Genomic DNA, 23,892 nt, shown 5'->3' on the forward strand with positions numbered 1-23,892 from the left:
TTTAACTCAGCAGGCATCAGGCCTGCTGAGTTTCCTTATATTGAGTCACATACTGGGAAAGCCGCCCGGACATTTCCTCTGCCAATTTTTGCAGGGCGTTGAGCGGGCGTATCATCACCTCAAACTCAATAATCTTGCCTTCATCATTAAAGCGGATAATATCCAATCCCTTCAGACTCTTATCACCGATGGAGGCTGCGAATTCAAGTGCCAGATCGTGTCCCGATTCGGTAGTAAATTCACGGTCGTATTCAAAGCTCTCAAAAACCTGCATCACCGTATTGAGAATCAGGCACACAGCAGCGGAGCTGTGGTAGGGCTTAAAAAATGCCGGTGAACGAAAAACAGCATCTTCTGCAACGATCGCTGGTAAGCGACTCAGATCTCGCGCAGCGACCATCTCGTGCCATAGGGCAATAGATTCCGCTATTTTATTATTGGAATTGTTCATTGGAGACTTCCTCTTCACTCACTTGTTTTTGTAAAAATTCTCTCCCATCAGCACACCCCAACTCGTAAGTTTTTTGGGCTAGCTCAGGATTTGTGTAATCCCAAACACTGATGAATGGCGGTTTCGAGGGCTGGACATAAGTCCAATCCTGATCGCCTTTGCGCTGTGTAAATATGTCTGGGAACTGGTCGTAACGACGGGTCAACAACACCAGCACCCTTCCCTTTCCATCATCCAATCCTGCCACCGGGATATTATCTACCACCCCACCATCGAGTGCTGTTCGCCCCCGCAACTTAAGTCTTGGCGTGAATGGCGGCGTACAGGAGGAGCACAAAATCAGGTCCACCAACTCCTCAATACTGGAACAATCCCGGGCTCGATAAAATTGCTGCTTAAAACCTAAGCGCTGGGCGATCTTGGGGTGAAGACTGCGTAAAAAATGCTTATCAGCATAGTAGGCCATGGCCCCCACTCCAAAAGCCAAACCTCCAGATAGACCTTTTGGTGGGTGAACAACCGCAATTCGCAACTCTGCGCCCTGCTGAAGGGTCTCCAGTCCATCGCGAAACAGTTCTAACATCGCATTGCGGTAGATTCCATATTGGGGGAACACAGGTTCTTTACCAAAAAGGTTTCCCCAATAAGCATTTTTTTCATTAGTCTCGAATGCGGTCCAAAAATGCTCTCGAGCCTCCTCCGTCTTACCCATCAGCACCAGGCTCGACATTAGGCCCCCTGCCGAAACCGCAGTAACCACCTTCGGGGAAAGACTAATTTCGTTGGCTATGGACTCCCAAAAGCCAATCTGCCAGGTACATCGCCCACCACCACCGGCAAAAACAACTTGGTCAAACATGATCGCGCTTCCCTGCAGCAGCCTTCCGGCTGGAACTTCCTGAGTCCATTCTGTGTTTTACATCCTCTCAAGTGCAGTTTCAGGCCGCTCTTTGCGTTACCGCCGACACTTTTGACCAATTAGTTTCAGCCTTCATGATGACATATTGATGACGACAACAATATGCAACTAATTGCATAAGCTAATCGAATCACAAGCATTGTGCAACTGATCGTCTTGATCCTGAACTCACTGAATACTCAAATTTCCACCAGGCGTTCTTTACCGGACACCAGCGCATCGAGAAAGGCATAACCGTCTGCAACCCCAATTTTCAAGGTGTGCCTCATCGCACTGGGGTCAGCAAAATTCCACATCCCGATGGGCAACGGACTGGAAGGCTGAACATAAGTCCACACCTGATCCCCCCTTTGCACACTGAAACTGTTCGGTAGGTGTGGAAAGCTCCCTGTATCCAAAATCAGAACCCGCCCTTTGCTAGCATCCAATCCGGCGACCGGAGCATTACCTACCAGAGCTCCATCCAGCACCTCTGCACCATCAAGCGACAACCTTGGGGATATGGGGGGGGCGCAGCAGGAACTCAAAATAAGCTGCTCAAGATCTGTCCCATCTTTGCATTTACTCACGGGGTGAAACATTTGGCGGAACCCAAGATGTAACGCTGTATTTGGATGCAAGTCGTGAAAGATGTGTTTGTTAGAGTAGAAAATTGCCAGCCCCAGCGTTAGAGCGAGAGGCACAGGCAACCATTCCGGGGGATAAGTCACTGCAATTCTGAGGTCGGCAGATTGACGCAGAGGCTCAAGACTATCGTGAAAAAATTCATGTACCCCTTTGCGATAGATCTCAAAGTGCGGAAAAATTGGTTCTTTGCGGAATGAATTATTCCAGTAGAAATTCCTTTCATTTTTTTTGCAAACAGAGTGAAAGTAATTAACACCCTCACGGCAGCGATCCGTAAGCATGAGTGCCGCTACCATGCTGCCTCCGGATGCAGCACAAACAACTTTCGGCCGGATCGGTAATTCGCGACTTAGGGATAACAAAAAACCAAGCTGCCAAGTGCAACGGCTTCCACCGCCACCAAAAACCATTTGATCAAACATGACGACACCCTCTAAAAAAGGCTATCGAAATAGATACGGGTATTTTTGATTTTAATTTTAGGCAGGAGTTTTTGTCTCTATCGCCACCAAGCGTTAAAGCGAGATCACAGTTAATGGCTCTCTCCCAACTATTACGCATCACAATCAGCAAACCTGCCAACCACCTTGATACAAATAGATATAAAAAAGGCTTCACTTTTCAAACCAACTAGGCATTGAGACTAAAGGTGTCTTTATCTCAACACTCAGTGCAAACCTATGAGTAACTTTAAGATCGTAACCTTCCAATCAGTAATTCAAGATATCCCCAGTCACATCAGGGAGGACTCTCAATTAACCGCCCTTCGCCGCTCAGTGCCGCTAAAAATGCACGGCCATCTGCAATCCCCATACGGAAAGTATCTTTCACCTCTTCCGGACTGGCAAAATCCCAAACGTTAAGTGGAACATGTCCAGAGGGCTGAACATATGTCCATTCCTGGTTAAATTTTTGTACCGTAAAACGGTCCGGCAGCTGCGGGAAACGTCGGGTTAGCAAAATAAGCACCCGTCCTTCACCAGTATCCAGCCCACCAATAGGCACACTATCTACAACCCCTCCATCCAATACCTCTGCACCGCCCTGCTTCAGACGCGGTGTCAGAGGTGGCGTGCAGGATGAAGTAATAACCAGCTTCTCTAACTGGGACGGATCTGAACAGTGACGAACTTTATAAAAAGATTGGCGGAAGCCCAATTTAAGTGCAGTAGTGGGGTGAAGGTTCGGGAAAATATAAGTATCAGAGTAATCAATCGCAGCTCCAATCATTAATGCGATTGGACCAGGCAGCCATTTCGGCGAAGTACTGACTCCTATACGTAGGTCTGCGGCTTCCCTAAGTTGATCAAAGCCTCCAGAAAATAAGTCGCTTAATGCTCGCCGATAAATTGTATAGTGCGGGAATACTGGGTCCTTGCGAAACATATTGCCCCAATGGATATTTTTCCCATTGGACTTAAATGCCGAAACGAAGTAATCCACCCCGTCGAGTGACCTGTCCATCAGAACCAGGCTGGCAACCAGGGAGCCAGCGGATACTGCACTGACCACCCGAGGTGCCAGATCAATTTCCTTTGCAACCGACTCCCAAAAGCCGATCTGCCAGGTACAGCGCACGCCGCCACCGGCAAACACCACTTGGTCAAACATAGATTGTTCTTCCCTGGAGTTGGCGCACAAGCAATCACAAGCATGACCAATCACTGGATCGCTGCACCGGCACTTTACATTGCCCCAGCGCCTCAAAAGCACCGAGGAATATTTCAAATATATACAGTGTGGGAGTAGTTCGTAGGGAGGCTTACGCGGGATCTAACCTGAGAGGTTCACTGCAATAAAAAAGGCGAACACAAGGTTCGCCTTTTTCTTTTGAGCCACTTGGCCGACTCAGAATGGTCTCAGGAACTCAGTAGTAAGCCTGGGACTTGTCGGTGTGGTCAGTAATATCTTTCACGCCTGCTAATTCGGGGATTTTCTCTTTGAGAGTCTTTTCCACGCCTTCCTTTAAGGTCATATCAACCATGCCACAACCCTGACAGCCGCCACCAAACTTCAACACAGCAAACATATCCTCGGTCACTTCTACCAGGCTTACCTGGCCACCGTGAGCTGCCAGGCCCGGATTAACCTCGTTGTACAAAACATAGTTAATACGATCCTGGATAGGGCTGTCGTCAGTAATTTTCGGCATACGGGAGTTGGGCGCGCGAATCGTCAACTGCCCGCCCATCTTGTCCGAAGAGTAATCGACCCGAGCATCATCCAGATAGGGAACGCTGCGCCCTTCGAAGTAAGCTTTGAGACCGTTCATTTCCAACATCACATCACCTTCTTCCTCCTCTCCCGGGCGGCAGTAGGCGATACAAGTCTCGGCGTTAGGCGTGCCGGGACTGGAAACAAACATGCGAATGGCAATTCCCTCACAGTCCTGTTTGGCCAACAGCTCTTTCAGGTATTCCTGAGCGGGTTCAGTAATAGTGACATTCAAATCAGACATATAGGCTCTCAAATAACCAAGCTTCTTTGTCGGGTATTCTACTCTCAGAAAGACTCAAGGGAAACCGGTCAGTTGGAACCCTTTCGACCGACCAGCCTCACCACTCTCCTAGGTGGGGATAAATCCCATAAGAGTCTGGGCGGTTTCCTCTGAAGAGGCCGGATTTTGACCAGTTACCAGTTTGCCGTCTACCACTACGTAGGGTGCCCAATCACCACTTTTGGAGTAGTTTCCACCATTTCCCTTGAGCATATCCTCAACCAGGAAAGGCACGACATCCACCAGTTCAACCGCAGCCTCTTCCGAGTTGGCAAACCCGGTCACACCTTTTCCCGACACCAGGTAAGCGCCATCCTGGCGGCGTGTATGACGGAAAATGCCCGGAGCATGGCACACAGCACCGATCGGCTTGTCTGCGGCAAAAAAGTTCTCAATCAGTGCAATTGAGACCGGATCTTCCGCAAGATCCCACAAGGGACCATGGCCACCGGGATAAAAGACTGCATCAAAATCAGACTCATTCATATCAGCCAATTTGTGGGTATTGGCCAGAACCTGCTGAGCATCGGCGTCAGCCTGAAAGCGATGAGTCGCCTCCGTCTGAAAATCTGGCTCATCACTCTTGGGATCGAGAGGCGGCTGCCCGCCTTTTGGAGAGGCCAGGGTCACTTCAGCACCGGCGTCCTTGAAGATGTAGTAAGGTGCGGCAAACTCCTCCAGCCAAAACCCCGTTTTCTTGCCGGTATTCCCCAGTTCATCGTGGGAAGTCAAAACCATCAGTATTTTCATATTTCTGTCCTTATAAACTTTGTCAGCTTTGCTTCAATCATCATTTCCTATGCGCACAACTAACTTGCCGAAGTTCTTTCCTTCCAGAAGCCCGATAAATGCATTGGGTGTTTCTTCCAACCCTTCGACCATATCCTCAAGATATTTAATACTGCCTTCCGCAACCCACTGACTTAATGTACGTACCGCTTCATGAAAACGTTCGTAGTAATCGAAAATAATAAAGCCTTGGATTTTCAAGCGTTTGGTCAGCACATCCCGCATTAACAAACTGGTCCGATCCGGGCCTTGCGGCAATGAGGTTGCGTTGTACTGAGAGATAAGCCCACATACAGGAATCCGCGCAAAATCATTTAATAGCGGTTGCACCGCATCAAAGACCTTGCCACCAACACTTTCAAAATAGATATCGATACCGTCAGGGCAAGCCGCAGCCAATTGATCGACAAAATCTTCGGCGCGGTGATCCAGGCACAGGTCGAAGCCCAACTCCTCTACCGCATAGCGACACTTTTCCTCACCTCCAGCAACACCGATTACCCGGCACCCTTGCAACTTGCCGATTTGTCCAACTGTTGCCCCCACAGGACCGGTAGCAGCTGCAACTACCAGAGTCTCCCCTTCTTTTGGCTCCCCAATTTCTAGCAAACCAAAGTAGGCGGTGATTCCCGGCATACCCAGCACTCCCAGGGAGAAGGAGGGGTAATCCGGATTTTTACCCAAATTAATCAACCCGGTACCATCAGAAATGGCGTAGTCCTGCCAGCCGCTATAACCGAGTATCCAATCCCCCTCCTCGAAGCCATTCAATCGGGACTCAACCACACGGCTCACCGTCCCTCCAACCATGGTCTCTCCCAGTGAAACAGGCTCTGCGTAGGACTTCGCATCACTCATTCGCCCTCTCATATAGGGATCGAGCGATAGGAATACTGTGCGCAACAGCACCTCGCCGACCTCCGGCTTGACCACAGGGGCATGCTCCAGGCGGAAGTTATCTGTTGTCGGGGCACCTTCAGGGCGGGATGCCAATACCAGGCGGCGGTTTATATCGCTCGATTGCATTCTCTATTCTCCATAACTTCATAAGACGGAAGTCAAAGTCGCCAAATTAGACCGGTCGTCTAGAATGGCGCCATAAAAATACCCGCAACGGTTTTCCCCTCGCGGGCTCAGTAAAAAACTCAGTGTTTTCCCAGTATCTCCTGGGTCGCCAGCATCGCCTCTGCCATTGGCGTATCGTTGCGGTTTAACTTGGCCAACAGGCTGGCTCCCAGCCACAGCTGGTACAGGGAAGCTGCGGTGGCACGGGCATTGAGGGTGCTAGGCAGAGAACCGTCTTCCCCTGCCAACTCGATACAATTCTGGAGCTTCTGAATAATATGCTCAGTCCCATCTCTGAGGATAATCCGCATCGATTCAGACAGGTCTGCCACCTCAGCGCTAAGCTTAACCACCAGGCAGCGGTGTGCATCGTAACGCTCCCCACTACTCTTCTGCCAAGCATCAAAATAGGCCAATAAATTATCGGCGGCAGATTGATCCCGGGAGGAAAAGCCAACGTCCATCTGTTCCAGGTAGCTGCGAAAATAATCTTCCAGCAGAGCCTCGCCAAATTGCTCCTTGGACTTAAAGTAGTGATAAAAGGATCCCTTTGGCACACCGGCGGTTTTGAGAATTTCACTCAAACCCACACCGGAGAAACCTTTTACGGCCATCACGGTATAACCGGTATCCAACAAATGTTGGCGAGTATCTTCATAGCTGCTTTTCATGCCTAGCACTCTACGCAAAACTAGACCGGTCGTCTAGGGATTTATAGTGATTAGGCGCTGTGAAGTATCTATAAATTGCTCAACTTTAATCAAAACTGCTCTGTTATTGTGGTGGATCAACCAAAAAGGCGTAAGTCGCAGCCAGTGAGTGGGCGTGACTGTGCTAAGATTGGCGCCATTCCCACCATCGGCAAAAGATCGACAACATAAGGATTGGTAAATGTCCCAGCAGTCCCGCGACCAACGTCTCGAGCAAATTAATGCCGCGCTTGCGCAGCGTATCCTGATCCTGGATGGCGCTATGGGGACGATGATCCAGAGGGAGAAGCTGGAAGAGGCCGATTACCGGGGTGAGCGCTTCGCCGACTTCCCACGCGATTTGAAAGGCAATAACGACCTGCTCAGCCTGACCCGCCCGGAGCTAATCGAAAAGATTCACCGGGAGTACCTTGAGGCGGGCGCGGACATTATCGAAACCAATACTTTTAACGCGACCCAGCTGTCCCAATCTGATTACGATATGGAACACCTGGTGGTAGAGATCAACCGGGCCTCCGCAGAGATCGCGCGCCGTGCAGCAGATGCACTCTCTACCCCAGAGCGCCCGCGCTGGGTAGCCGGGGTCATCGGCCCCACTTCCCGCACCGCCAGTATTTCACCAGACGTCAATGACCCAGGGGCACGCAATGTCACTTTCGATGAACTGGTAGAAAACTATGTAGAAGCGGGCCGCGCTTTGGTCGAAGGCGGCAGCGACCTGATCTTAATCGAGACCATTTTTGACACCCTCAATGCCAAGGCCGCTATCTATGCCATGCAGCAGCTCTTTGAGGAGCAGGGTTTCGAACTGCCAATTATGATTTCCGGCACCATTACCGATGCCTCCGGCCGCACCCTTTCCGGCCAAACGACCGAAGCTTTTTACTATTCCGTTGCCCACGCAAAGCCAATATCTGTCGGGCTTAACTGTGCCCTGGGCGCCACCGAATTGCGCCCTTATGTGGAAGCCTTATCGGGCGCCTGTACCTCTAATGTCTCCGCCCACCCCAATGCGGGGTTGCCCAATGAGTTTGGCGAATACGACGAAACCCCTGAGCAGACCGCCGCAATCGTAGCGGAATTTGCCCGCAGCGGATTTATTAATATCCTCGGTGGCTGTTGTGGCACCACCCCCGATCATATTCGTGCAATTGCCGACGCAGTGGCCGATATACCCCCACGACAGCAGCCGGAAATAAAACCTGCTCTGCGCCTGTCCGGACTGGAGCCATTTGTCGCCGATGAAAACGCCTTATTCGTCAATGTGGGCGAGCGTTGCAACGTCACTGGCTCCGCCCGATTTAAGCGCCTGATCCTTGAAGAGGACTACGACACCGCCCTGCAAGTGGCTGCCGCCCAGGTAGAGGATGGGGCGCAGGTAATCGACTTCAATATGGATGAGGCGATGCTGGATGCACTCGCCGCTATGCGCCGCTTCCTCAACCTTGCCGCTACCGAACCGGATATCGCCAAGGTGCCATTTATGGTGGACTCCTCCAAGTGGGAGGTGATCGAGGCCGGCCTGCAATGCATCCAGGGCAAGCCCATTGTGAACTCCATCAGCCTCAAGGAAGGCAAAGAGGAGTTTATCGAAAAGGCCCAACTGTGCCTGCGCTACGGTGCGGCTGTAGTGGTAATGGCTTTTGATGAAGATGGCCAGGCGGATACTTTCGAGCGCAAAATTGAGATCTGCAAGCGCAGCTACGATGTGCTGGTCGATGAAGTCGGCTTCGATCCCACCGATATTATTTTCGACCCGAATATTTTTGCTGTCGCCACCGGTATTGAGGAACACAATAATTACGCGGTGGACTTTATCGAGGCGTGCCGCTGGATTCGCGCAAACCTGCCCGGTGCCCAGATCAGTGGCGGCGTCTCCAATGTTTCCTTCTCTTTCCGGGGCAACAATCCAGTACGTGAAGCCATTCATTCAGTATTCCTGTTTCACGCTATTAAAGCCGGCCTGAATATGGGTATCGTGAACGCCGGACAGCTGGCGGTTTACGACGAACTCCCAGAGGAGCTGCGGGAAAAAGTTGAGGATGTGATCCTCAACCGCAGCCCGGATGCCACTGAAGCCCTATTGGACATTGCCCCCAAATACCAAGGGGATGGCGGTGGGGCCGCGCGCAAAGAGGACCTGAGCTGGCGCAAATTGCCCGTGAAGGAACGCTTGGCACACTCCCTTGTGAAAGGCATTAACAACTATATCGAGGAAGATACTGAAGAGGCCCGCGCAAGTTCCTCACGCCCACTGGATGTGATCGAAGGTCCACTGATGGACGGTATGAATATCGTTGGCGACCTGTTTGGCGAAGGGAAAATGTTCTTGCCCCAGGTAGTGAAATCCGCCCGGGTTATGAAACAGGCGGTAGCCTACCTGCAACCCTATATTGAAGCGGAAAAAACCGAAGACAGCCGCTCCAACGGCCGTATCCTGATGGCCACTGTTAAAGGGGATGTGCACGATATTGGCAAAAATATCGTGGGCGTGGTGCTGGCCTGCAACAACTATGAAGTGATCGACCTCGGCGTGATGGTGCCAGCGGAAACTATTCTGCAAACAGCAAAGGAAAAGGAGTGTGACATTATCGGCCTGTCCGGCCTGATCACCCCATCCCTGGATGAAATGGTTCACGTAGCCGCCGAGATGGAGCGCCAGGGGTTTGATATCCCATTATTGATCGGCGGAGCCACCACCTCCAAAGCCCATACCGCCGTAAAAATTGATCCCCAATTCCATCGCAACCAGGTGGTGTATGTAGCCGATGCATCCCGCGCCGTAGGCGTGGCCAGCAGCCTGATTTCCAATGAGCTGCGCCCAGCCTTTGTGGAAAAAATCCAGGCCGAGTATGAAAAGGTGCGCACCCGCACCGCCAACCGCAAGCGCAATGACACCCGCTTAACCTACGAGGAAGCGCGGGATACCGCTCCGGAATTTGATTGGAAAAACTACCAGCCAGCACGACCCAACAAGCTGGGCCTCACCGTGATCGACGATTTCCCTCTGGAGAAACTGCTCGACACTATGGACTGGACGCCTTTCTTTATTTCCTGGGATTTGGCGGGTAAATTCCCGGCAATCCTTGAAGACGAAATTGTGGGAGAAGCCGCAACCGATCTCTACGACAACGCCCAGCGCATGTTGAAAGAGATTATCGATAAAAAGCTATTGCGCGCACGGGCCGTATTCGGCCTATGGCCAGCCAATAGCGTCGGCGACGATATCATCGTCTACAAGGATGAAAGCCGCAGTGAGGAGCTGGCTCGCCTTCACCATATGCGCCAGCAGGTACAGAAACGCGGTGGTGATGGCCTTTGCCGCTCCCTGGCAGATTTCGTCGCGCCGCTTGAGTCCGGCCAAATAGACTATGTGGGCGGCTTCGCGGTTACCACTGGCATCGGCGCAGACGAGTTAGCAGACACCTACGAAGCCAAGCACGACGATTACAACGCCATTATGGTAAAGGCCCTGGCAGACCGTATGGCAGAGTCCTTTGCTGAAACACTGCACCGTTTGGTGCGAAAAGAATATTGGGGCTATGCCGAAGACGAAACTCTGAGCAATGAGGAGCTGATCAAGGAAGCCTACCAGGGCATCCGCCCAGCCCCGGGCTATCCCGCCTGCCCCGATCATTCGGAAAAAGCTACCCTGTTCAAATTGCTACAAGCGGAGCAAAATGCAGGCGTCAGCCTTACCGAGCACTTTGCCATGATGCCCGCAGCTGCGGTGAGCGGTTGGTACTTCGCCCACCCCCAGGCAAAGTACTTCAATGTGGGCAAGATCGGCAGGGATCAGCTGCAAAGCCTGGCTAAACGAAAAGGGGTCAGCGAACCGGAATTGGAGCGCTGGCTACGTCCCAACCTCGAGGAGTGAGCCTGTGGAAGATAATAATAAGAAAGCGAAAAAGCCCAATTTCGGCCAGGTGGTAGTCAGTACCCTGGCCGCCGCAATTGGCGTGCAGAGTGATAAAAACCGCGAAAGGGATTTTCAAGGCGGCAGTATTATGACGTACGTTATTGCCGGCGTTGTTTTTACCGCCGTATTTGTAATCGGATTGGCTCTTATTGTGAAAATAGTACTCGGCAATATGGGCTAAGATCGCAAAGTGCTTTTCATCAACTAGCAGCTACACAAATAAGCCGAGCGAAATGTCTATCGCTAATGCCCGGGACTACACAACTCCGGGCCAGCGGCGGGCTAGCGCGTGGCCACCCAAAAAATACAGGTGGCTACGAAAATTGCGACCAGTGCTACAGCAGCAATTGCATCCACTACATTATCGTCTTCAGAAACTACAGCTACTTCATCATTCATCGAATCTCTCCGATTGTTCTTTATTGTTATTTAAAGTAGTTGGGCCGTCATAAACGGCCACTCAAGTAGAGCAAATTGAGCCCGCAGTTGCAAGACTGGCTCTAAAACGGCGGTAGAGTTAGCGACCAAGTCTTTTTTGCAATACACCACTGCTCCGCTGTCACAGATCCCGAGCATACGAATAAATTCAACTAGGGTTACATCCTATCCTGCGTCATAAACCGCGATAACAGAAAGTGACTTTTACACTTGGCCAACATCTTATCGCAATGCACTCACGTCCGACATAGTGAGAAGTACTGTAACTATGCAATACTAAGAGATAATGAAACTGAAGTTGATCTGATAGAACAGCCAGTGGAGGAGCGGCACCATCAGATCAATAGTAATTTTCTAATATTTAAGAGCTGTAGGCCTGTATCAACTTATTTAGCTCAGACAGTAAAAGTCTCTCAACCTGACCATTACTCATCCTAGCCAGCTCAACATATGAGTATTTTTTCGCCAGACTTTTGGACAAAATATAACCAAAATAATAACCCCTCCGAACAGGCAAACCTGTATCATCAGCTGCGAAGTTATTAAATGAAGATTTTATTGCAGGGTCTTCAGAGTGAAACTTTACTTTTAGATCATTCAATGCAAACAGCAATCGGGCATTTATATCAGGCACCATGCCTGCAGGTATGTTAAGCATTAGCTCATTATAATCAGCACTTGGATTAAGCTCGTGAGAAATATAAGTAGCCAATCCTTCAGCCCAAATATCGCACCATAACTGCTCACAACCCGAAAAATATTTTTCATGGTAAACATGGAACAACTCATGATGAAAAAAGGAGGAATCCACCTCCCACGAATGATACTCAGCCATCATATCCAGCCCGAACATTAAATATCCCTGCCCATCCAGCTTGCGATAAGTACCATTAAATTCCCCAAAAGAATGAAGCATATAGATAGGAACATCCATAGCCATATCTGAAAAGGTATTGGAGAAAGATTTCAAGTTATCCTCCAGACTTATATTTAGGGATCTCTCCTTTGAAAGATACTTCCTTTCGATGTCTGGAAAATTTGAAACTGCACTAAAAACTCTATTTTTAAGAGAGTATTTACCCCCCTCCTCTATCTCACCACCATCTTTATAGTACTCAGGAAATCGATCGCTCAGTTCTTTAGCAATTAAAAATGCTCTAGCTTCACCATCCATCCCTTCTGATGAATTGTATAAATCGTAAAAATCATCCGCCAGGTTATTAACCACGTATCCATTATTAAATTTCTCGCCATCTCCACTAGCCAACCCCATAGACGGCACAAGAAAACACAGCAAAATTAATAATTTTTTCTTATATATCATTCAAACAACCACAATAACAATATCTATACGACGATTTTTTGAGACAACCGCCTTTCTCAATTTTGAAACCCAAAAACACATTGAGATCACCTAAGAACTCTTTTTTAATATAACGTTCCAAGACCAAGCTTTGCAAACAACTAACACGGAAAGCAACTAGCACATCAGCACCACTTAAGCGCCTAATTTTGACCGAAGTAAGAAACCAATCACTGCAAACCAGCCTCCATTGTAAGCACTTCTTCCACAGTTTAATCCTTGCAAAAATACTGCTCATATTTTCAAGCGCACATGGGATATGCACCTATTAGCCCTAGCCATGGGTAAATATACTTAAAGTTGACACCCTCAGATGACTATCATTTATATTCACACAAAGATCAAATTACAGCACCTAATACACAGGAAATCAATTGCCCACAGGTTTGACAGCGAAGTTTTACGCTTAAAGAGAGGGAATCAATTAAAAACTAGAAGATTCATCTAAATTTCAATGATAACTCGTAGCGAGAGTAGAGCATTACAAACTTTTGTGCTGGCAGGCATAATCACTTAAAACGACCAAAGGAAATGTTAAAGTGCGACATATAATTGAAATAGGGATTTCAATAGGTAATAAATTTCTATGGGCAAGTGGCGTTTTCTCTCGCAAGAGGACAGTGGCAACAAAGAGCAAAAATAACAGCAAATATTTTGACAAGCTTCCATTTGCTCAAATAAAAATCTAGCTTAGCGATGTAGGACCCAACAGGCTTGTAAAGCACCATAGCATCAGCAATTAGCAAAGAGTCAACCTTACGTTGTCGAAAGCAGCGTGGTTCTTAATCATCTGAATAAAACTATTCTTTTTTAATTGAGGCTCATCATCGGAGGTAGCAGTTAATTCAGCCCCTAATTACGGCGCTTCTCCATAATATTGAAACGGGCATCTGGTTCTAGCCAGGTCCTATTTCCATCAAGAGTTAAGTAGGCTTCATAGTCACTCATGTGACTTATCAAAGAAAGACACAAAGCCCACAAGTTTTGGGCCAAGTCACGAAGAGCATGAAGACTAAGCAACTAAAATTGCGATGTAAGTGATGCCCAGCTCAGAGAAATCACTTTTGCCTACGCCAGAGACCCCAGTTGTTAGTATATAAACACCATCAGTAAGCTCTCAGATGAGAACCTTAGTCAACTCATCGCTACGAGTACATCTCAACAGTTGCCAAGACAAACTAAGGGATCACAACTCACAGCACCGAAAAACAAAGCCGCTATAGTCAACATACAGACCTGTGATCAAAATTAAATTGAGCAAAAGGTGGCCACCTCTAAACACCCGACACCACAAACCCGCGCCACAGAAAGTACCCCTTATAACTATTGGTTACAGATATAGCGGAAAATATTGTTATTTATTGCATAAGAGCGCTGGTATGTTATGCGCCAGCGGAGAATCGTCCGGGGCCTGCCCCTTTCTCCACCATCAGCGCACAAAGGCAATGGAATCAAGCTGTTATGTATCGATACGACGACCGGGACCGCGCCATCATCAACGATCGCGTAGCCCAGTTCCGCGGCCAAACGGAACGTTACCTTGCCGGCGAGTTGAGCGAGGAGCAATTCCTGCCGCTGCGCCTGCAAAATGGCCTCTATATTCAGCGACTGGCCCCCATGTTGCGTATTGCCGTTCCCTACGGCCTGCTCAACAGTGCCCAGTTACGCCGTCTCGCCCGCGTAAGCCGCGACTACGATAAAGGCTACGCCCACTTCACTACGCGCCAGAACCTCCAGTACAACTGGCCGCAGCTGGAAGATGTACCCGCTATTCTCGATGAGCTGGCGGAAGTGGAAATGCACGCGGTACAAACCAGCGGCAACTGTATCCGAAATACCACCTCGGACCCCTACGCCGGCATTGCGCTCGACGAGATTGCGGACCCGCGCCCCTACTGCGAGCTGATTCGCCAATGGTCTACATTCCACCCGGAATTCGCTTTCTTGCCGCGCAAGTTCAAGATCGCCGTCAGTGGTTCAGAACAGGACCGCGCGGCCATCCGTGTACACGATATCGGTGTACAGATCGTCAAGCGCGATGAAGAAATTGGCTTCCAGGTTTTGGTAGGTGGCGGTCAGGGCCGCACACCGGTTATTGCCGAGACCATCCGCGACTTCCTGCCGGAGGAAGACCTGCTCTCTTACCTTGAAGCGATTGTCCGCGTTTACAACCAGCTGGGTCGTCGCGACAACAAGTACAAAGCGCGCATTAAAATTCTGGTCAAGGCCCTCGGCCCGGAAGAGTTCGGCCGCCGCGTGGAAGAAGAGTGGCAACACATTAAAGACGGCGCTGAAAAGTTAACCCAGGAAGCATTGGATTGGGCTAAATCCTTCTTCACAGCCCCGGAATATCGCGAGTTTGACGGATCAGTTGCTGAAGCTGCGCTGCAACAACAAGCTGACAGCGACAAAGCCTTTGCCCGCTGGCTTGAACGCAACACCTACCCGCACCGGGTACCCGGTTATCGCGCGATTAAGTTGTCCACCAAACCCACTGGTGTACCCCCAGGTGATGTAACCGATGCCCAATTAGAGGCTATTGCCGATCTCGCCGATACTTTTAGCTTTGGTGAAGCTCGGGTAACTCACGACCAGAATGTGGTACTCGCAGACGTCGAACAGGACAAACTGTTTGAACTCTGGCAACAGGCCCGCAAGCACGGCTTCGCCACACCGAATATCGGCACCCTGACCGATATGATTTGCTGCCCCGGCGGTGACTACTGCTCACTTGCCAACGCCAAGTCCATCCCGGTAGCCGAAGCCATCCAGCGTCGCTTTGACGATATGGACTACCTGTACGACCTGGGTGACCTCAACCTCAATATCTCTGGCTGTATGAATGCCTGTGGCCACCACCACGTGGGACATATCGGCATCCTCGGCGTCGACAAAAAAGGCGAAGAGTTCTACCAGATTCAGCTGGGCGGCAGTGCATCCAACGAAGCCAGCCTGGCCAAAGTATTGGGCCCCAGTTTCTCCCGCGCTGAAGTGCCAGACGTGATCAGCAAAATCCTCGACCTCTATGTCGAGCAACGCCAAGCGGAAGAGCCCTTTATCGACACCTACAACCGCATCGGCCTTCAGCCCTTCAAGGAGAGAGTTTATGCCAAAGCCAGCTAAACTGGGCCCACAGCCGGGCAACCCCGCAGAACTGATCATCGATGGTGAAGTAAAGACCAACGAATGGCAGCTGGTACCCCAACTGGAAGCTGGAGAGGAGTTGGACCCAAGCACCCTGCCCTCCGGCAAAATTATCCTGCCATTGCGACAGTGGCTGGCACATCGCGATGCGCTGTCATCCCGCAGTGACGAAGTCGGTGTTTGGCTGGACAGTGAAGAAGGTGCCGAGCAGATTGCGGAAAAAGCCGCCAAATTGCCGGTAATTGCCGTGCACTTCCCAGCATTTGCCGACGGTCGGGGCTTTACCGCCGGCCGTATGCTGCGCGAGCGCTACAGCTTTACCGGAGAGTTACGCGCAGTAGGCGGGTTTATGCGAGACCAGCTGACCTATTTACAACGCTGCGGCTTCAATGCCTACGCATTTGAAGGCGAGCAGCCTCTGGCTAGCCTTAAAGACTCGATGAGCGATTTTGGCGATAGCTACCAAACAGGGGTAGACCAACCGCTGCCCATGTTCCGTCGCCGCTTCTAAAGCTCAATTTAGACCTCTGAATACTCAGAGGTCTAAATTTCCACTTCTATCACGCCTCCAACCCCAATCCATTGAGCGCAAACTCCAAAGAGGGTTCCACCTCCTTGAGTTCTCGCCCGGATCGCAATACCGATGCTGTGCCATGCAACAAGGTAATCAGATACATAGCGCACTCCTCGGCACGGCGATCCAGCCCTATAGCCTGGGACTCTTTATCAAAACGAAACAAGTCAACCAGTTGCTTTACCGCTTCTGCGTCAGCAGCTTTTAAAGCGTCAATGGCATCAGAAGGCAAAGCATCACCGGCAGTTTCCGATAATCCAAACGCCAGATAACAACCCCTCGGGGTTCCCTCCCCGGCCTGTCCTTTAACGGTAGCCAGCAAATAACTATGCAATCGCTGCCGCAACGGCACTCCCTCTTCCGTCAGGAACTGCATACGATCTTTGGCATATCTATCCAGGTATTGCCCCAATGAAAGAACAAACAGTTTCTCTTTATTGCCAAAGGAAGAATACAGACTTGGCTTGTTAATCCCCATAGCCTTGGTCAGGTCCGCCATTGAGGCACCCACATAGCCCTTTTTCCAAAAGACTTTCGTTGCTGATTCCAACGCATGCGCCTTATCAAACTCCGGCTTGCGTCCCGCCATTGGCAATCTCCCAAAAATTGTTTTGACAATATTGTACCGATCGGTAAGACTTAGCTCAAACCCTACCGATCGGTACAATATTGATCAACCCTTCACAGGAGAACAGAATTGAGCATTTCAATCGAAGGAAAAACTGCCCTTGTCACTGGAGCAAACCGCGGAATTGGCAAGGCAATTGTCGAGCGCTTTCTCGACGGTGGCGCAAAAAAAGTCTATCTGGCCGTTCGCAACCCGGAGACAACGACAGAACTGACAGAAAAATATGGCGACAGAGTAATCACATTGGAACTCGATGTGGCAAAAGCCCAAAGTGTAGGGGCGGCGGCAAAGGCGATTCAGGAATTGGATATTCTGGTGAACAATGCCGGGGTACTTGCGCCCGCAGACCCGCTTAGCGACCATGTGGAGGACTCACTTAAGCAGGAACTGGAGGTGAATACCTTTGGGCTTGTCCGTGTAGCCAAGGCATTCACCCCCCATTTGGAAAAGAGCAAAGGCGCCCTAGTACAAATGAATTCGGTAGTATCTTTGCGTACCTTCCCACACGTTAGCACCTATTCCGCATCCAAAGCCGCCAGCTATGCAATTACCCAGGCACTTCGAGAAACGCTTCAGGAGCGAGGCGTACAAGTTTTGAGTGTTCACCCCGGCCCCATCAAAACCGATATGGCCAAACAGGCTGGACTGGAGGACGGGGAATCCCCCAGCGCAGTGGCTGAAGAAATTGTTGGCGCGTTAAAAAATGGGGATTTTCACCTCTTCCCGGATGCCATGTCGCAGACTTTTGAAGCCGCTTATCAGAGCTTCTCTGATTCGGTGATCACCGCAGACCTTAGCGAATAACACGGCCGAAGATTGTCTGAGTAAGAAGTAACACAAGCCTCGAAGGAACCCGGTCTAGGGTTCTTTCAAGAGGCTGGAAAATTCCTCTGAAGCCATAACGGGTACAAACTCAGTGATCGTAAAAGTCGACGCCCCATGTTTTGTAAAAGGGTCTTCTTCCAGAACCTTTCTCAGCACCTCCTCAGAGGGGTGACGTGAAATAATTATCGCGCCAGTTCTAGGCTCTTTCGCTCCCCCAAAAAGCAGGTCTCCCGATTTATAGTGCCCCTCCAGGTAGCTCACATGCTCCGCCATTAACTCTGGGGTCAGTTTTTTAAGATCCGGGAAATTCAAGTTCACTAAAAACATAACGTCTCCCCCCTCCTTAGGGGCTATATATCAACTCTTTACACCACTTTAAGCTTGCAGAAATAGCCTCCACCAATCTAATAGATAGCAAATCTTTCCACCTTGGCGATAGAGGATAATCCCCAAGCAGTAGTTTAAATGGAAACCATCGGAGATTGATGATCGGGCATCATTTAATTTAATGGTGCCATCAAGTACCTTTCTTCAGGCAATAGTGCTAACTAGACGATACTTAAGATTAATCAAGTTACATGTGGCCTGAAGAGCTTCATCTGCCTTCCAGGCTATGGTATCCCCCTCAAAGCCACATACCAAACTCCCCTCAAAACATTTAGGGATTAATGAGATGGCACTCCGTCTTTGCGCTCACTCTTAAGACTGTTAATGCGAACTCATCTTTAGAAGGTGTAAAAACTGTTCAGAGGCCATAACAGGCTCAAATTCGGTTAGCGAATAAACTGCAACTCCACTTTTTATAAAAGGGTCCTCATCAAGCACTCTCCGCAATGCTTCTTCACTGTTGTGGCGAGAAACAATAACCCCTCCAGTCCTGGGATTTTTCCTTCCTCCAAAGAGCAAACTTCCAGACTTATACTCTCCTTCCAGATAAACCCTATGCTCCGCAGTCAGTTCTGGGGTTAGCTTTTTCATATCCTTAAAATGCATATCCACTAAAAACATACCCATTCCCTCTTCTCTAAAAACACTATAAGATTGCTACTGATTTCGTAGCAACTGTAACGCTACTAATTTAGAAGCGAAAGAACCATGACAACTCCTCTACCGAAAAAAACTGTCAGAGGCTCGACTAGCGGCATAGCCATTATGGCTGTATTCGATCTGCTCGGGCGAAAATGGAATATGAGAATACTGTGGGAACTGAGGAACACACCCCGGAGCTTCAGGGAGCTCCAAGCCCAGTGTGATGCCATGTCCCCTTCGGTACTAAATACAAGAATCAAGCAGTTGAGCGAAGCTAAATTGATTAATAAGTGTACGAATGGATATCAACTGACAGATCTGGGAGTTTCGTTAATGGAAACCCTTGATCCGCTGAGGGAATGGGCTAATAACTGGGAGGAATCCCTCAAGGCCTAATAGACACTCTGTAAAAGCCAAAACCCAAGAGCCTTGCAGCCTAGAGGCCGCTGGGTTCTTAGAGGCAGGCCAACTATCGCGACAAAATGGACTGAACCGATGGGGCAGTCTCATTATCACTCGCATCATGCGCTAGCGAAAACGAATAATACTTATCGCCGCGCAAATCAAATCTACGAATAATTCTGCCAAACAATGCACCTGCTCACCATCAAGGGTAAATGAGGGTTCAATCTCTTTAGAAGTCAACAAACCACTGCTCCCAAGGGCACTCTTATGAGTTACCTTTTTGTGCCCGTAAGTAGCGAGTCATGGGGATTGCAGGGAGATAAATTGAGCGAAATGTGATTTTCAGAAGTTCTCTTAACCCAATAACAGCTGTGCGCTGCATCCCCTACTTTTGATTGTTAAGGTCACATTTCTGGCATTTTTTCAAATTTTTGTAATTTCGGGTCCATATAGTCCCAAGATGCACCACTACCAGCATATACCACCATTGTCGGGTTGAATTGCTCCAGGTCATGAAGACTTCCTGCGCGGATAAATTCAAACTGCGGCATACCGCTATTTTCCGCATAAATATGCGAACCGCAGCGAGGGCAAAAACCTCTCCTTACTGAATTGCCGCTATCTGTCTGCTTCTCATGAAATGCAAGATCGCCGCTAATGGCTAAGCTTCCGCGAGGAATAGCAATGTTAGCGATGTGTCCAGCCCCACTAATTTTCTGACAATCTGTACATTGGCAATGACCCGCCATTACCGGCTCTTCAGAGCAAGAATAACTAATATAACCGCACAGGCATTCTCCAGATATTTTAGACATAAATTTTCCCTGTTACTTACGAAGTTGAAGTAACCTTAGCCTAAATCAATAACTTCAACTTCGCAAGTAACTAGGCTAGTATTTCATTTTCTGGCAGTAAGAGTGTGAGCATGAGTCCTGATAATCAATTTATGCGTTCGAGATGCCCTATCGTGAACGGACTGGACGTATTCGGCGATAAATGGACATTAGTTATTCTAAGAGACTTACTGTGTGGTAAAGAGACCTATAGCGAGCTAGCTGACTCACCAGAGAAAATACCAACCAATAGACTAGCAGAAAGATTAAAAATGCTAGAAGCAGAGGGAATGTTGGTGAGGGAACAATATCAATCAAAGCCTAAGCGATATAAGTACCTGCTAACACAGAAAGGCAAGGATGTCTTACCGATTCTTCAGGCAATCGCCAAATGGGGAAATACATATTTTGAAGGCTCATGGATTCCCCCGAAGTGGTTTATGGAAACCTAACCCTTAAATTCGGGGCCAGAAGCTTATGATATTGATTCTGCCTGTTATGCTCCCCCCCAATCTCATTAAGAAACCCTCCTGAATCACTAAGGAACCTGGCGGCAGTTGATACTAAGAGTATACTATTTTACTTGAACACTTTTGCCCCTAAGGGCCCGGCAGCTCAGTGCCACCAGACTCTATGGATCAGCTCAACTATAGAGACAAAATGGACTTAACCGCTGCGACAACCTCATTATCACTCGCATCATGCGCTAATGAAAACGAATGATATTCATCGCCCCGCAGGCCAAATCTTCGATCAACTTCTGCCAAACAGTGCACCTGCTCACCTTCAACGATAAAGGAGAGTTCAATCTCTTTTGAAGTCAACAAGCCACTACTCTTAAACTCTATCTCCTGGTAGCAACCAGACCGGGAGACAAAATTGCTTCCACGCAAATGCCCCTTTTCAACATCCGCTTTTACCATTTTATAGCCACTTTCCTCGATCATGGAAAGTACCTTCTCTACAACAGGTAAAGGTCTTATCCGCAAGGGATCCCTGTCTTTCGGATCCAGCGCAAAATCAATATCCAGGGAGGTTTCCAGCCATACATAGCTTTTATTTTTACGGGTGTTTAAAACAGTAACTGGCGTCTCTTCATGCAACGCCAACTGAAAAGGAACTTCCCGGCTCTCTCCAGCGCCAATAGTGAAAGGGTCCTGTACCTGTAATTCATTCAGTACAAAACGCTCATGGCTTACCCCTTCATCGGTCTCCACCTTGATCTCGGTGCAGAGCTTTAAACTTATAGCATCCACCTGCTGGTCGATATCACCACCAATGATATGGATAGCCCCTTCAATGATTCCACCCTGAACTTGCTCAGAGTTTTGTAGAACTGTATCAACTTTAGCTGCACCAATACCTATTGACGCTTTGAGTTTTTGAAACATAGACATACGCAGGAAACCCGACAAACTAAGTAACTTGACCTTAAATATAGATTTCAGTCTAATTTTGGCCGCAAAAGTAAAAACAAAGATTAGCATAATTATTCATCAGGTTACATTAAACTAGACACTAAAACCGCAATACATCATATTCACTTACTCTCCCTGATACCTGAAAAACCAATATCGGCATGTACATATATTTAAAGTTAATTTCCATCTACGCTTCACAAAGATTAAGCGCCATAGGCTTTGGTTTTTATCTAATTTTATTACTTGAGATGACTTTTTTAGATTAGCTAGCTTCTTCTCATCTTAAACAGCTTCATTCAATCACCTTGCATTTAAACTAAACCATCTTCACTCAACATTGATAAATAAATATTTTAGGGACTGCAGCGTGTAAAACTTGCAACCAAAGTAGGGGAACCTATTGCTCCTGGCATACCATCTCAGATAGAGAGTTCCACTAAGCCCGGAAGACTCCTAACCACCCCTGATAAATTGGATTTAATTTATATGGCCCATTTGGGTAAATGTCATAACTCTAATAAATACGGCCGAGAAAGCCACAAAAACTGAGAATATCAGCAGATATCTAACTGTAAGAATATGGCGCTTGACGATTAACACAATACAAAAAGACCGTCAAACAACGAAATGAACTTGTTAACAGTGTTTCTGGGTATCGACGAAGACGAAACCTATTGTTGAGTCCCAAAGGAGTCGAGAGTATATAGGCCTATACATTTATGAGCGAACATCCTTAATTAGGAAAATTGAACCGTAGAGAATCCTATGCACTTGCATGTATCGCCCCGGTGAACCGTAATGGCAGCTGCTTCTAGAGAGAAATATATCCGAGATAGAGAGCATCACATACGGGGGATTCTGTTTCCTTCCGCCATGTAAGCTATACGACATCACTCCAAATACTAACCTGCATTTAATTTGAGCTATTTGCTGCAATTGTTAAATTGAGAGCATAACAGTATAAGCTTTTGATAACTTTAGAGCTAAGCCTGCAAATTTGATTACACCTGCTGGCCTTCAATATCAATAACATCTTGGCAGAATCCAAAAAAATTTTTGAAAAATGGTCAATTTCTGGACTACCAATCTTCCAGTCCTGAATTAACAAAAAATCCAATCATGGCATCTCTGAATTGTAGCTTACAGAATCAAGTAAACCCACGATCTGGGAATTGGTACTCCCTAGCTTATCCATATGCTCACAAACCCCGCTAACGCCTCGCAACATGCACGTCTTCGTAGCAAAGCGCTATATAACAAAACATGGGCTATTGACAAACTGTTTAGGTTATTTCCTATATTCTAGATAAGTGGCGATTTCACTATCTTCTGGTAGTATCTTTCGATTAAAGTTTTCATCATTTAGTATATATATACCTGTAAGGTTTGTTTCAAGGACTTTATATGAAGTCCCATCAGACCACTTTTTACTATCATTAGTACCATTTGGCTCAACAACAATAACAGCCGGCAATAACCTATAGTTCCACCCCGTTCCTTTAGCCGCCAATGCCTCCATTTTTTTTGCGACCTCCTCTTCTGGTGAAATAAAAATTTTTGTTCCTACATTTGAAACTAACAGCTCGTATTTTCTTGCCCCGAATTTTTCTGAGACTTTAGCTGGCCTAGGATCGCAATTTTTATTGAAACAAAGATCGAATCCCTCTTTTTCAAAGTTATATTCACTTAAATAAATTCTGCTGAAGTAGGCAATTTTTCCATTACTTTCAGGTAAAGCTGTACTGTACAATTTTTCTGCAATTGCATTTGACAGCTCCTTTTTCTTGAAAGCATCCCTTTCTCGCTTATAACCATCAACTAAGGTTTGAAATTCTGGACTTGAATTCTTCAGGTCAACTACCAGATCATCGACTGAAGGAAAATGCTTCATGCTCGAAAGGTGATATTTCAACACCAGCTGGTCTGAGTATTGCAGCCATAGAGGTTGATTTTCAGATGCTCTCGCAAAAAGCGCCACTGAGAAACTAAAAACTAGAAAAACTACCTTTGTCATTATTATTCCTTGTTATGAATTGTGAGGGCCTGTCACTTCAATCTACCGCACTACATTGGCTAATAAGATTGTTCTTGCCCAATTCTGATATTGAAAATCCCTTTCAGCAACGGATAAATCGAGACCCGCCTTCGGCGGCCTCTGCATACTTTGTTGCCACAGTTCGTCTAATTACCGGATCAACAAGGCCATAACAAATAAGCATGTGACAGAGACTCTTAAGACAGAACTCGAACTGTTA

The 23,892-nt window shown here is 48.1% G+C and carries 22 protein-coding genes; 7 read left to right on the top strand and 15 right to left on the bottom strand.

Annotated features, from left to right (window positions below):
- Nucleotides 1–16: 16 nt before the first annotated feature.
- From ACJJII_RS19280 to ACJJII_RS19315, 8 genes are all read right to left on the bottom strand, one after another.
- Nucleotides 17–451, bottom strand: coding sequence for a nuclear transport factor 2 family protein (locus tag ACJJII_RS19280; protein ID WP_413665513.1), 435 nt, complete (start codon nucleotides 449–451; stop codon nucleotides 17–19).
- A complete protein-coding gene (locus ACJJII_RS19285) occupies nucleotides 435–1,310 on the bottom strand; it encodes a patatin-like phospholipase family protein (protein ID WP_413665512.1) in 876 nt (291 codons plus the stop codon). The genes ACJJII_RS19280 and ACJJII_RS19285 overlap by 17 nt, the downstream gene beginning before the upstream one ends.
- Nucleotides 1,311–1,549: 239 nt before the next feature.
- Entirely contained in the window at nucleotides 1,550–2,419 is an 870-nt protein-coding gene (locus tag ACJJII_RS19290) for a patatin-like phospholipase family protein (RefSeq protein WP_413665511.1), read from the bottom strand.
- Between the two features lie 316 nt (nucleotides 2,420–2,735).
- On the bottom strand, nucleotides 2,736–3,608 hold the full coding sequence (locus ACJJII_RS19295) for a patatin-like phospholipase family protein (RefSeq protein WP_444897566.1): 873 nt from the start codon (nucleotides 3,606–3,608) through the stop codon (nucleotides 2,736–2,738).
- Nucleotides 3,609–3,864: 256 nt separating this feature from the next.
- Nucleotides 3,865–4,455 carry a Fe-S biogenesis protein NfuA gene (gene nfuA, locus ACJJII_RS19300; RefSeq protein ID WP_282933143.1) on the bottom strand — a complete coding sequence of 197 codons (591 nt, stop codon included), beginning with the start codon at nucleotides 4,453–4,455 and terminating at the stop codon, nucleotides 3,865–3,867.
- Nucleotides 4,456–4,563: 108 nt separating this feature from the next.
- Nucleotides 4,564–5,244: a type 1 glutamine amidotransferase domain-containing protein gene (locus tag ACJJII_RS19305; RefSeq protein ID WP_444913550.1), complete on the bottom strand. Its 681-nt coding sequence runs from the start codon at nucleotides 5,242–5,244 to the stop codon at nucleotides 4,564–4,566.
- Between the two features lie 33 nt (nucleotides 5,245–5,277).
- A complete protein-coding gene (gene curA, locus ACJJII_RS19310) occupies nucleotides 5,278–6,309 on the bottom strand; it encodes an NADPH-dependent curcumin/dihydrocurcumin reductase (protein WP_444897568.1) in 1,032 nt (343 codons plus the stop codon).
- Between the two features lie 119 nt (nucleotides 6,310–6,428).
- Nucleotides 6,429–7,019 (bottom strand): TetR/AcrR family transcriptional regulator, encoded by a 591-nt coding sequence (locus tag ACJJII_RS19315; RefSeq protein ID WP_444912856.1) that lies wholly within the window; start codon nucleotides 7,017–7,019, stop codon nucleotides 6,429–6,431.
- A 220-nt stretch (nucleotides 7,020–7,239) separates the two neighbouring features.
- Between ACJJII_RS19315 and metH the strand changes: the two genes are divergently transcribed.
- Together metH and ACJJII_RS19325 are read left to right on the top strand one after the other, a co-directional pair.
- Entirely contained in the window at nucleotides 7,240–10,935 is a 3,696-nt protein-coding gene (gene metH, locus ACJJII_RS19320; protein ID WP_444913548.1) for a methionine synthase, read from the top strand.
- A 4-nt stretch (nucleotides 10,936–10,939) separates the two neighbouring features.
- On the top strand, nucleotides 10,940–11,158 hold the full coding sequence (locus ACJJII_RS19325; protein ID WP_444913547.1) for a DUF2970 domain-containing protein: 219 nt from the start codon (nucleotides 10,940–10,942) through the stop codon (nucleotides 11,156–11,158).
- Nucleotides 11,159–11,776: 618 nt separating this feature from the next.
- Here the strand turns inward: ACJJII_RS19325 and ACJJII_RS19330 are convergent.
- Complete coding sequence (locus ACJJII_RS19330) at nucleotides 11,777–12,739, bottom strand: hypothetical protein (protein WP_444917366.1); 963 nt, start codon at nucleotides 12,737–12,739, stop codon at nucleotides 11,777–11,779.
- 1,500 nt (nucleotides 12,740–14,239) lie between these two features.
- Here ACJJII_RS19330 and ACJJII_RS19335 point away from each other — a divergent pair.
- On the top strand, nucleotides 14,240–15,901 hold the full coding sequence (locus ACJJII_RS19335) for a nitrite/sulfite reductase (RefSeq protein WP_444917367.1): 1,662 nt from the start codon (nucleotides 14,240–14,242) through the stop codon (nucleotides 15,899–15,901).
- Nucleotides 15,885–16,433 (top strand): DUF934 domain-containing protein, encoded by a 549-nt coding sequence (locus ACJJII_RS19340; RefSeq protein ID WP_413665503.1) that lies wholly within the window; start codon nucleotides 15,885–15,887, stop codon nucleotides 16,431–16,433. The genes ACJJII_RS19335 and ACJJII_RS19340 overlap by 17 nt, the downstream gene beginning before the upstream one ends.
- Before the next feature lie 49 nt (nucleotides 16,434–16,482).
- On the opposite strand, the gene ACJJII_RS19345 is transcribed toward ACJJII_RS19340, so the two are convergent.
- Entirely contained in the window at nucleotides 16,483–17,085 is a 603-nt protein-coding gene (locus tag ACJJII_RS19345) for a TetR/AcrR family transcriptional regulator (RefSeq protein ID WP_413665502.1), read from the bottom strand.
- 108 nt (nucleotides 17,086–17,193) lie between these two features.
- On the opposite strand from ACJJII_RS19345, the gene ACJJII_RS19350 reads away from it, so the two are divergent.
- Nucleotides 17,194–17,928: an SDR family oxidoreductase gene (locus ACJJII_RS19350; RefSeq protein WP_444917368.1), complete on the top strand. Its 735-nt coding sequence runs from the start codon at nucleotides 17,194–17,196 to the stop codon at nucleotides 17,926–17,928.
- A 54-nt stretch (nucleotides 17,929–17,982) separates the two neighbouring features.
- Here the strand turns inward: ACJJII_RS19350 and ACJJII_RS19355 are convergent, their stop codons facing one another.
- Both ACJJII_RS19355 and ACJJII_RS19360 read right to left on the bottom strand, forming a co-directional pair.
- The gene (locus ACJJII_RS19355) at nucleotides 17,983–18,276 is read right to left on the bottom strand and encodes a YciI family protein (RefSeq protein WP_413665500.1); all 294 of its coding nucleotides are present in this window, start codon (nucleotides 18,274–18,276) and stop codon (nucleotides 17,983–17,985) included.
- Nucleotides 18,277–18,657: 381 nt separating this feature from the next.
- Complete coding sequence (locus ACJJII_RS19360; RefSeq protein WP_444917369.1) at nucleotides 18,658–18,957, bottom strand: YciI family protein; 300 nt, start codon at nucleotides 18,955–18,957, stop codon at nucleotides 18,658–18,660.
- An 87-nt stretch (nucleotides 18,958–19,044) separates the two neighbouring features.
- On the opposite strand from ACJJII_RS19360, the gene ACJJII_RS19365 reads away from it, so the two are divergent.
- Nucleotides 19,045–19,374 (top strand): winged helix-turn-helix transcriptional regulator, encoded by a 330-nt coding sequence (locus tag ACJJII_RS19365; RefSeq protein WP_444913541.1) that lies wholly within the window; start codon nucleotides 19,045–19,047, stop codon nucleotides 19,372–19,374.
- A gap of 413 nt (nucleotides 19,375–19,787) precedes the next feature.
- Here ACJJII_RS19365 and ACJJII_RS19370 read toward each other — a convergent pair whose 3' ends face one another.
- Nucleotides 19,788–20,198: a GFA family protein gene (locus ACJJII_RS19370; protein ID WP_444917370.1), complete on the bottom strand. Its 411-nt coding sequence runs from the start codon at nucleotides 20,196–20,198 to the stop codon at nucleotides 19,788–19,790.
- Nucleotides 20,199–20,308: 110 nt separating this feature from the next.
- On the opposite strand from ACJJII_RS19370, the gene ACJJII_RS19375 reads away from it, so the two are divergent.
- Nucleotides 20,309–20,668 (top strand): winged helix-turn-helix transcriptional regulator, encoded by a 360-nt coding sequence (locus ACJJII_RS19375; protein WP_444917371.1) that lies wholly within the window; start codon nucleotides 20,309–20,311, stop codon nucleotides 20,666–20,668.
- A gap of 195 nt (nucleotides 20,669–20,863) precedes the next feature.
- On the opposite strand, the gene ACJJII_RS19380 is transcribed toward ACJJII_RS19375, so the two are convergent.
- Nucleotides 20,864–21,613 (bottom strand): sporulation protein, encoded by a 750-nt coding sequence (locus ACJJII_RS19380; protein WP_444917372.1) that lies wholly within the window; start codon nucleotides 21,611–21,613, stop codon nucleotides 20,864–20,866.
- 1,312 nt (nucleotides 21,614–22,925) lie between these two features.
- Nucleotides 22,926–23,651 carry a hypothetical protein gene (locus tag ACJJII_RS19385; RefSeq protein WP_444917373.1) on the bottom strand — a complete coding sequence of 242 codons (726 nt, stop codon included), beginning with the start codon at nucleotides 23,649–23,651 and terminating at the stop codon, nucleotides 22,926–22,928.
- Nucleotides 23,652–23,892: the final 241 nt, after the last annotated feature.

It is taken from the genome of Microbulbifer maximicatervae (SeqCode), assembly GCF_052467825.1.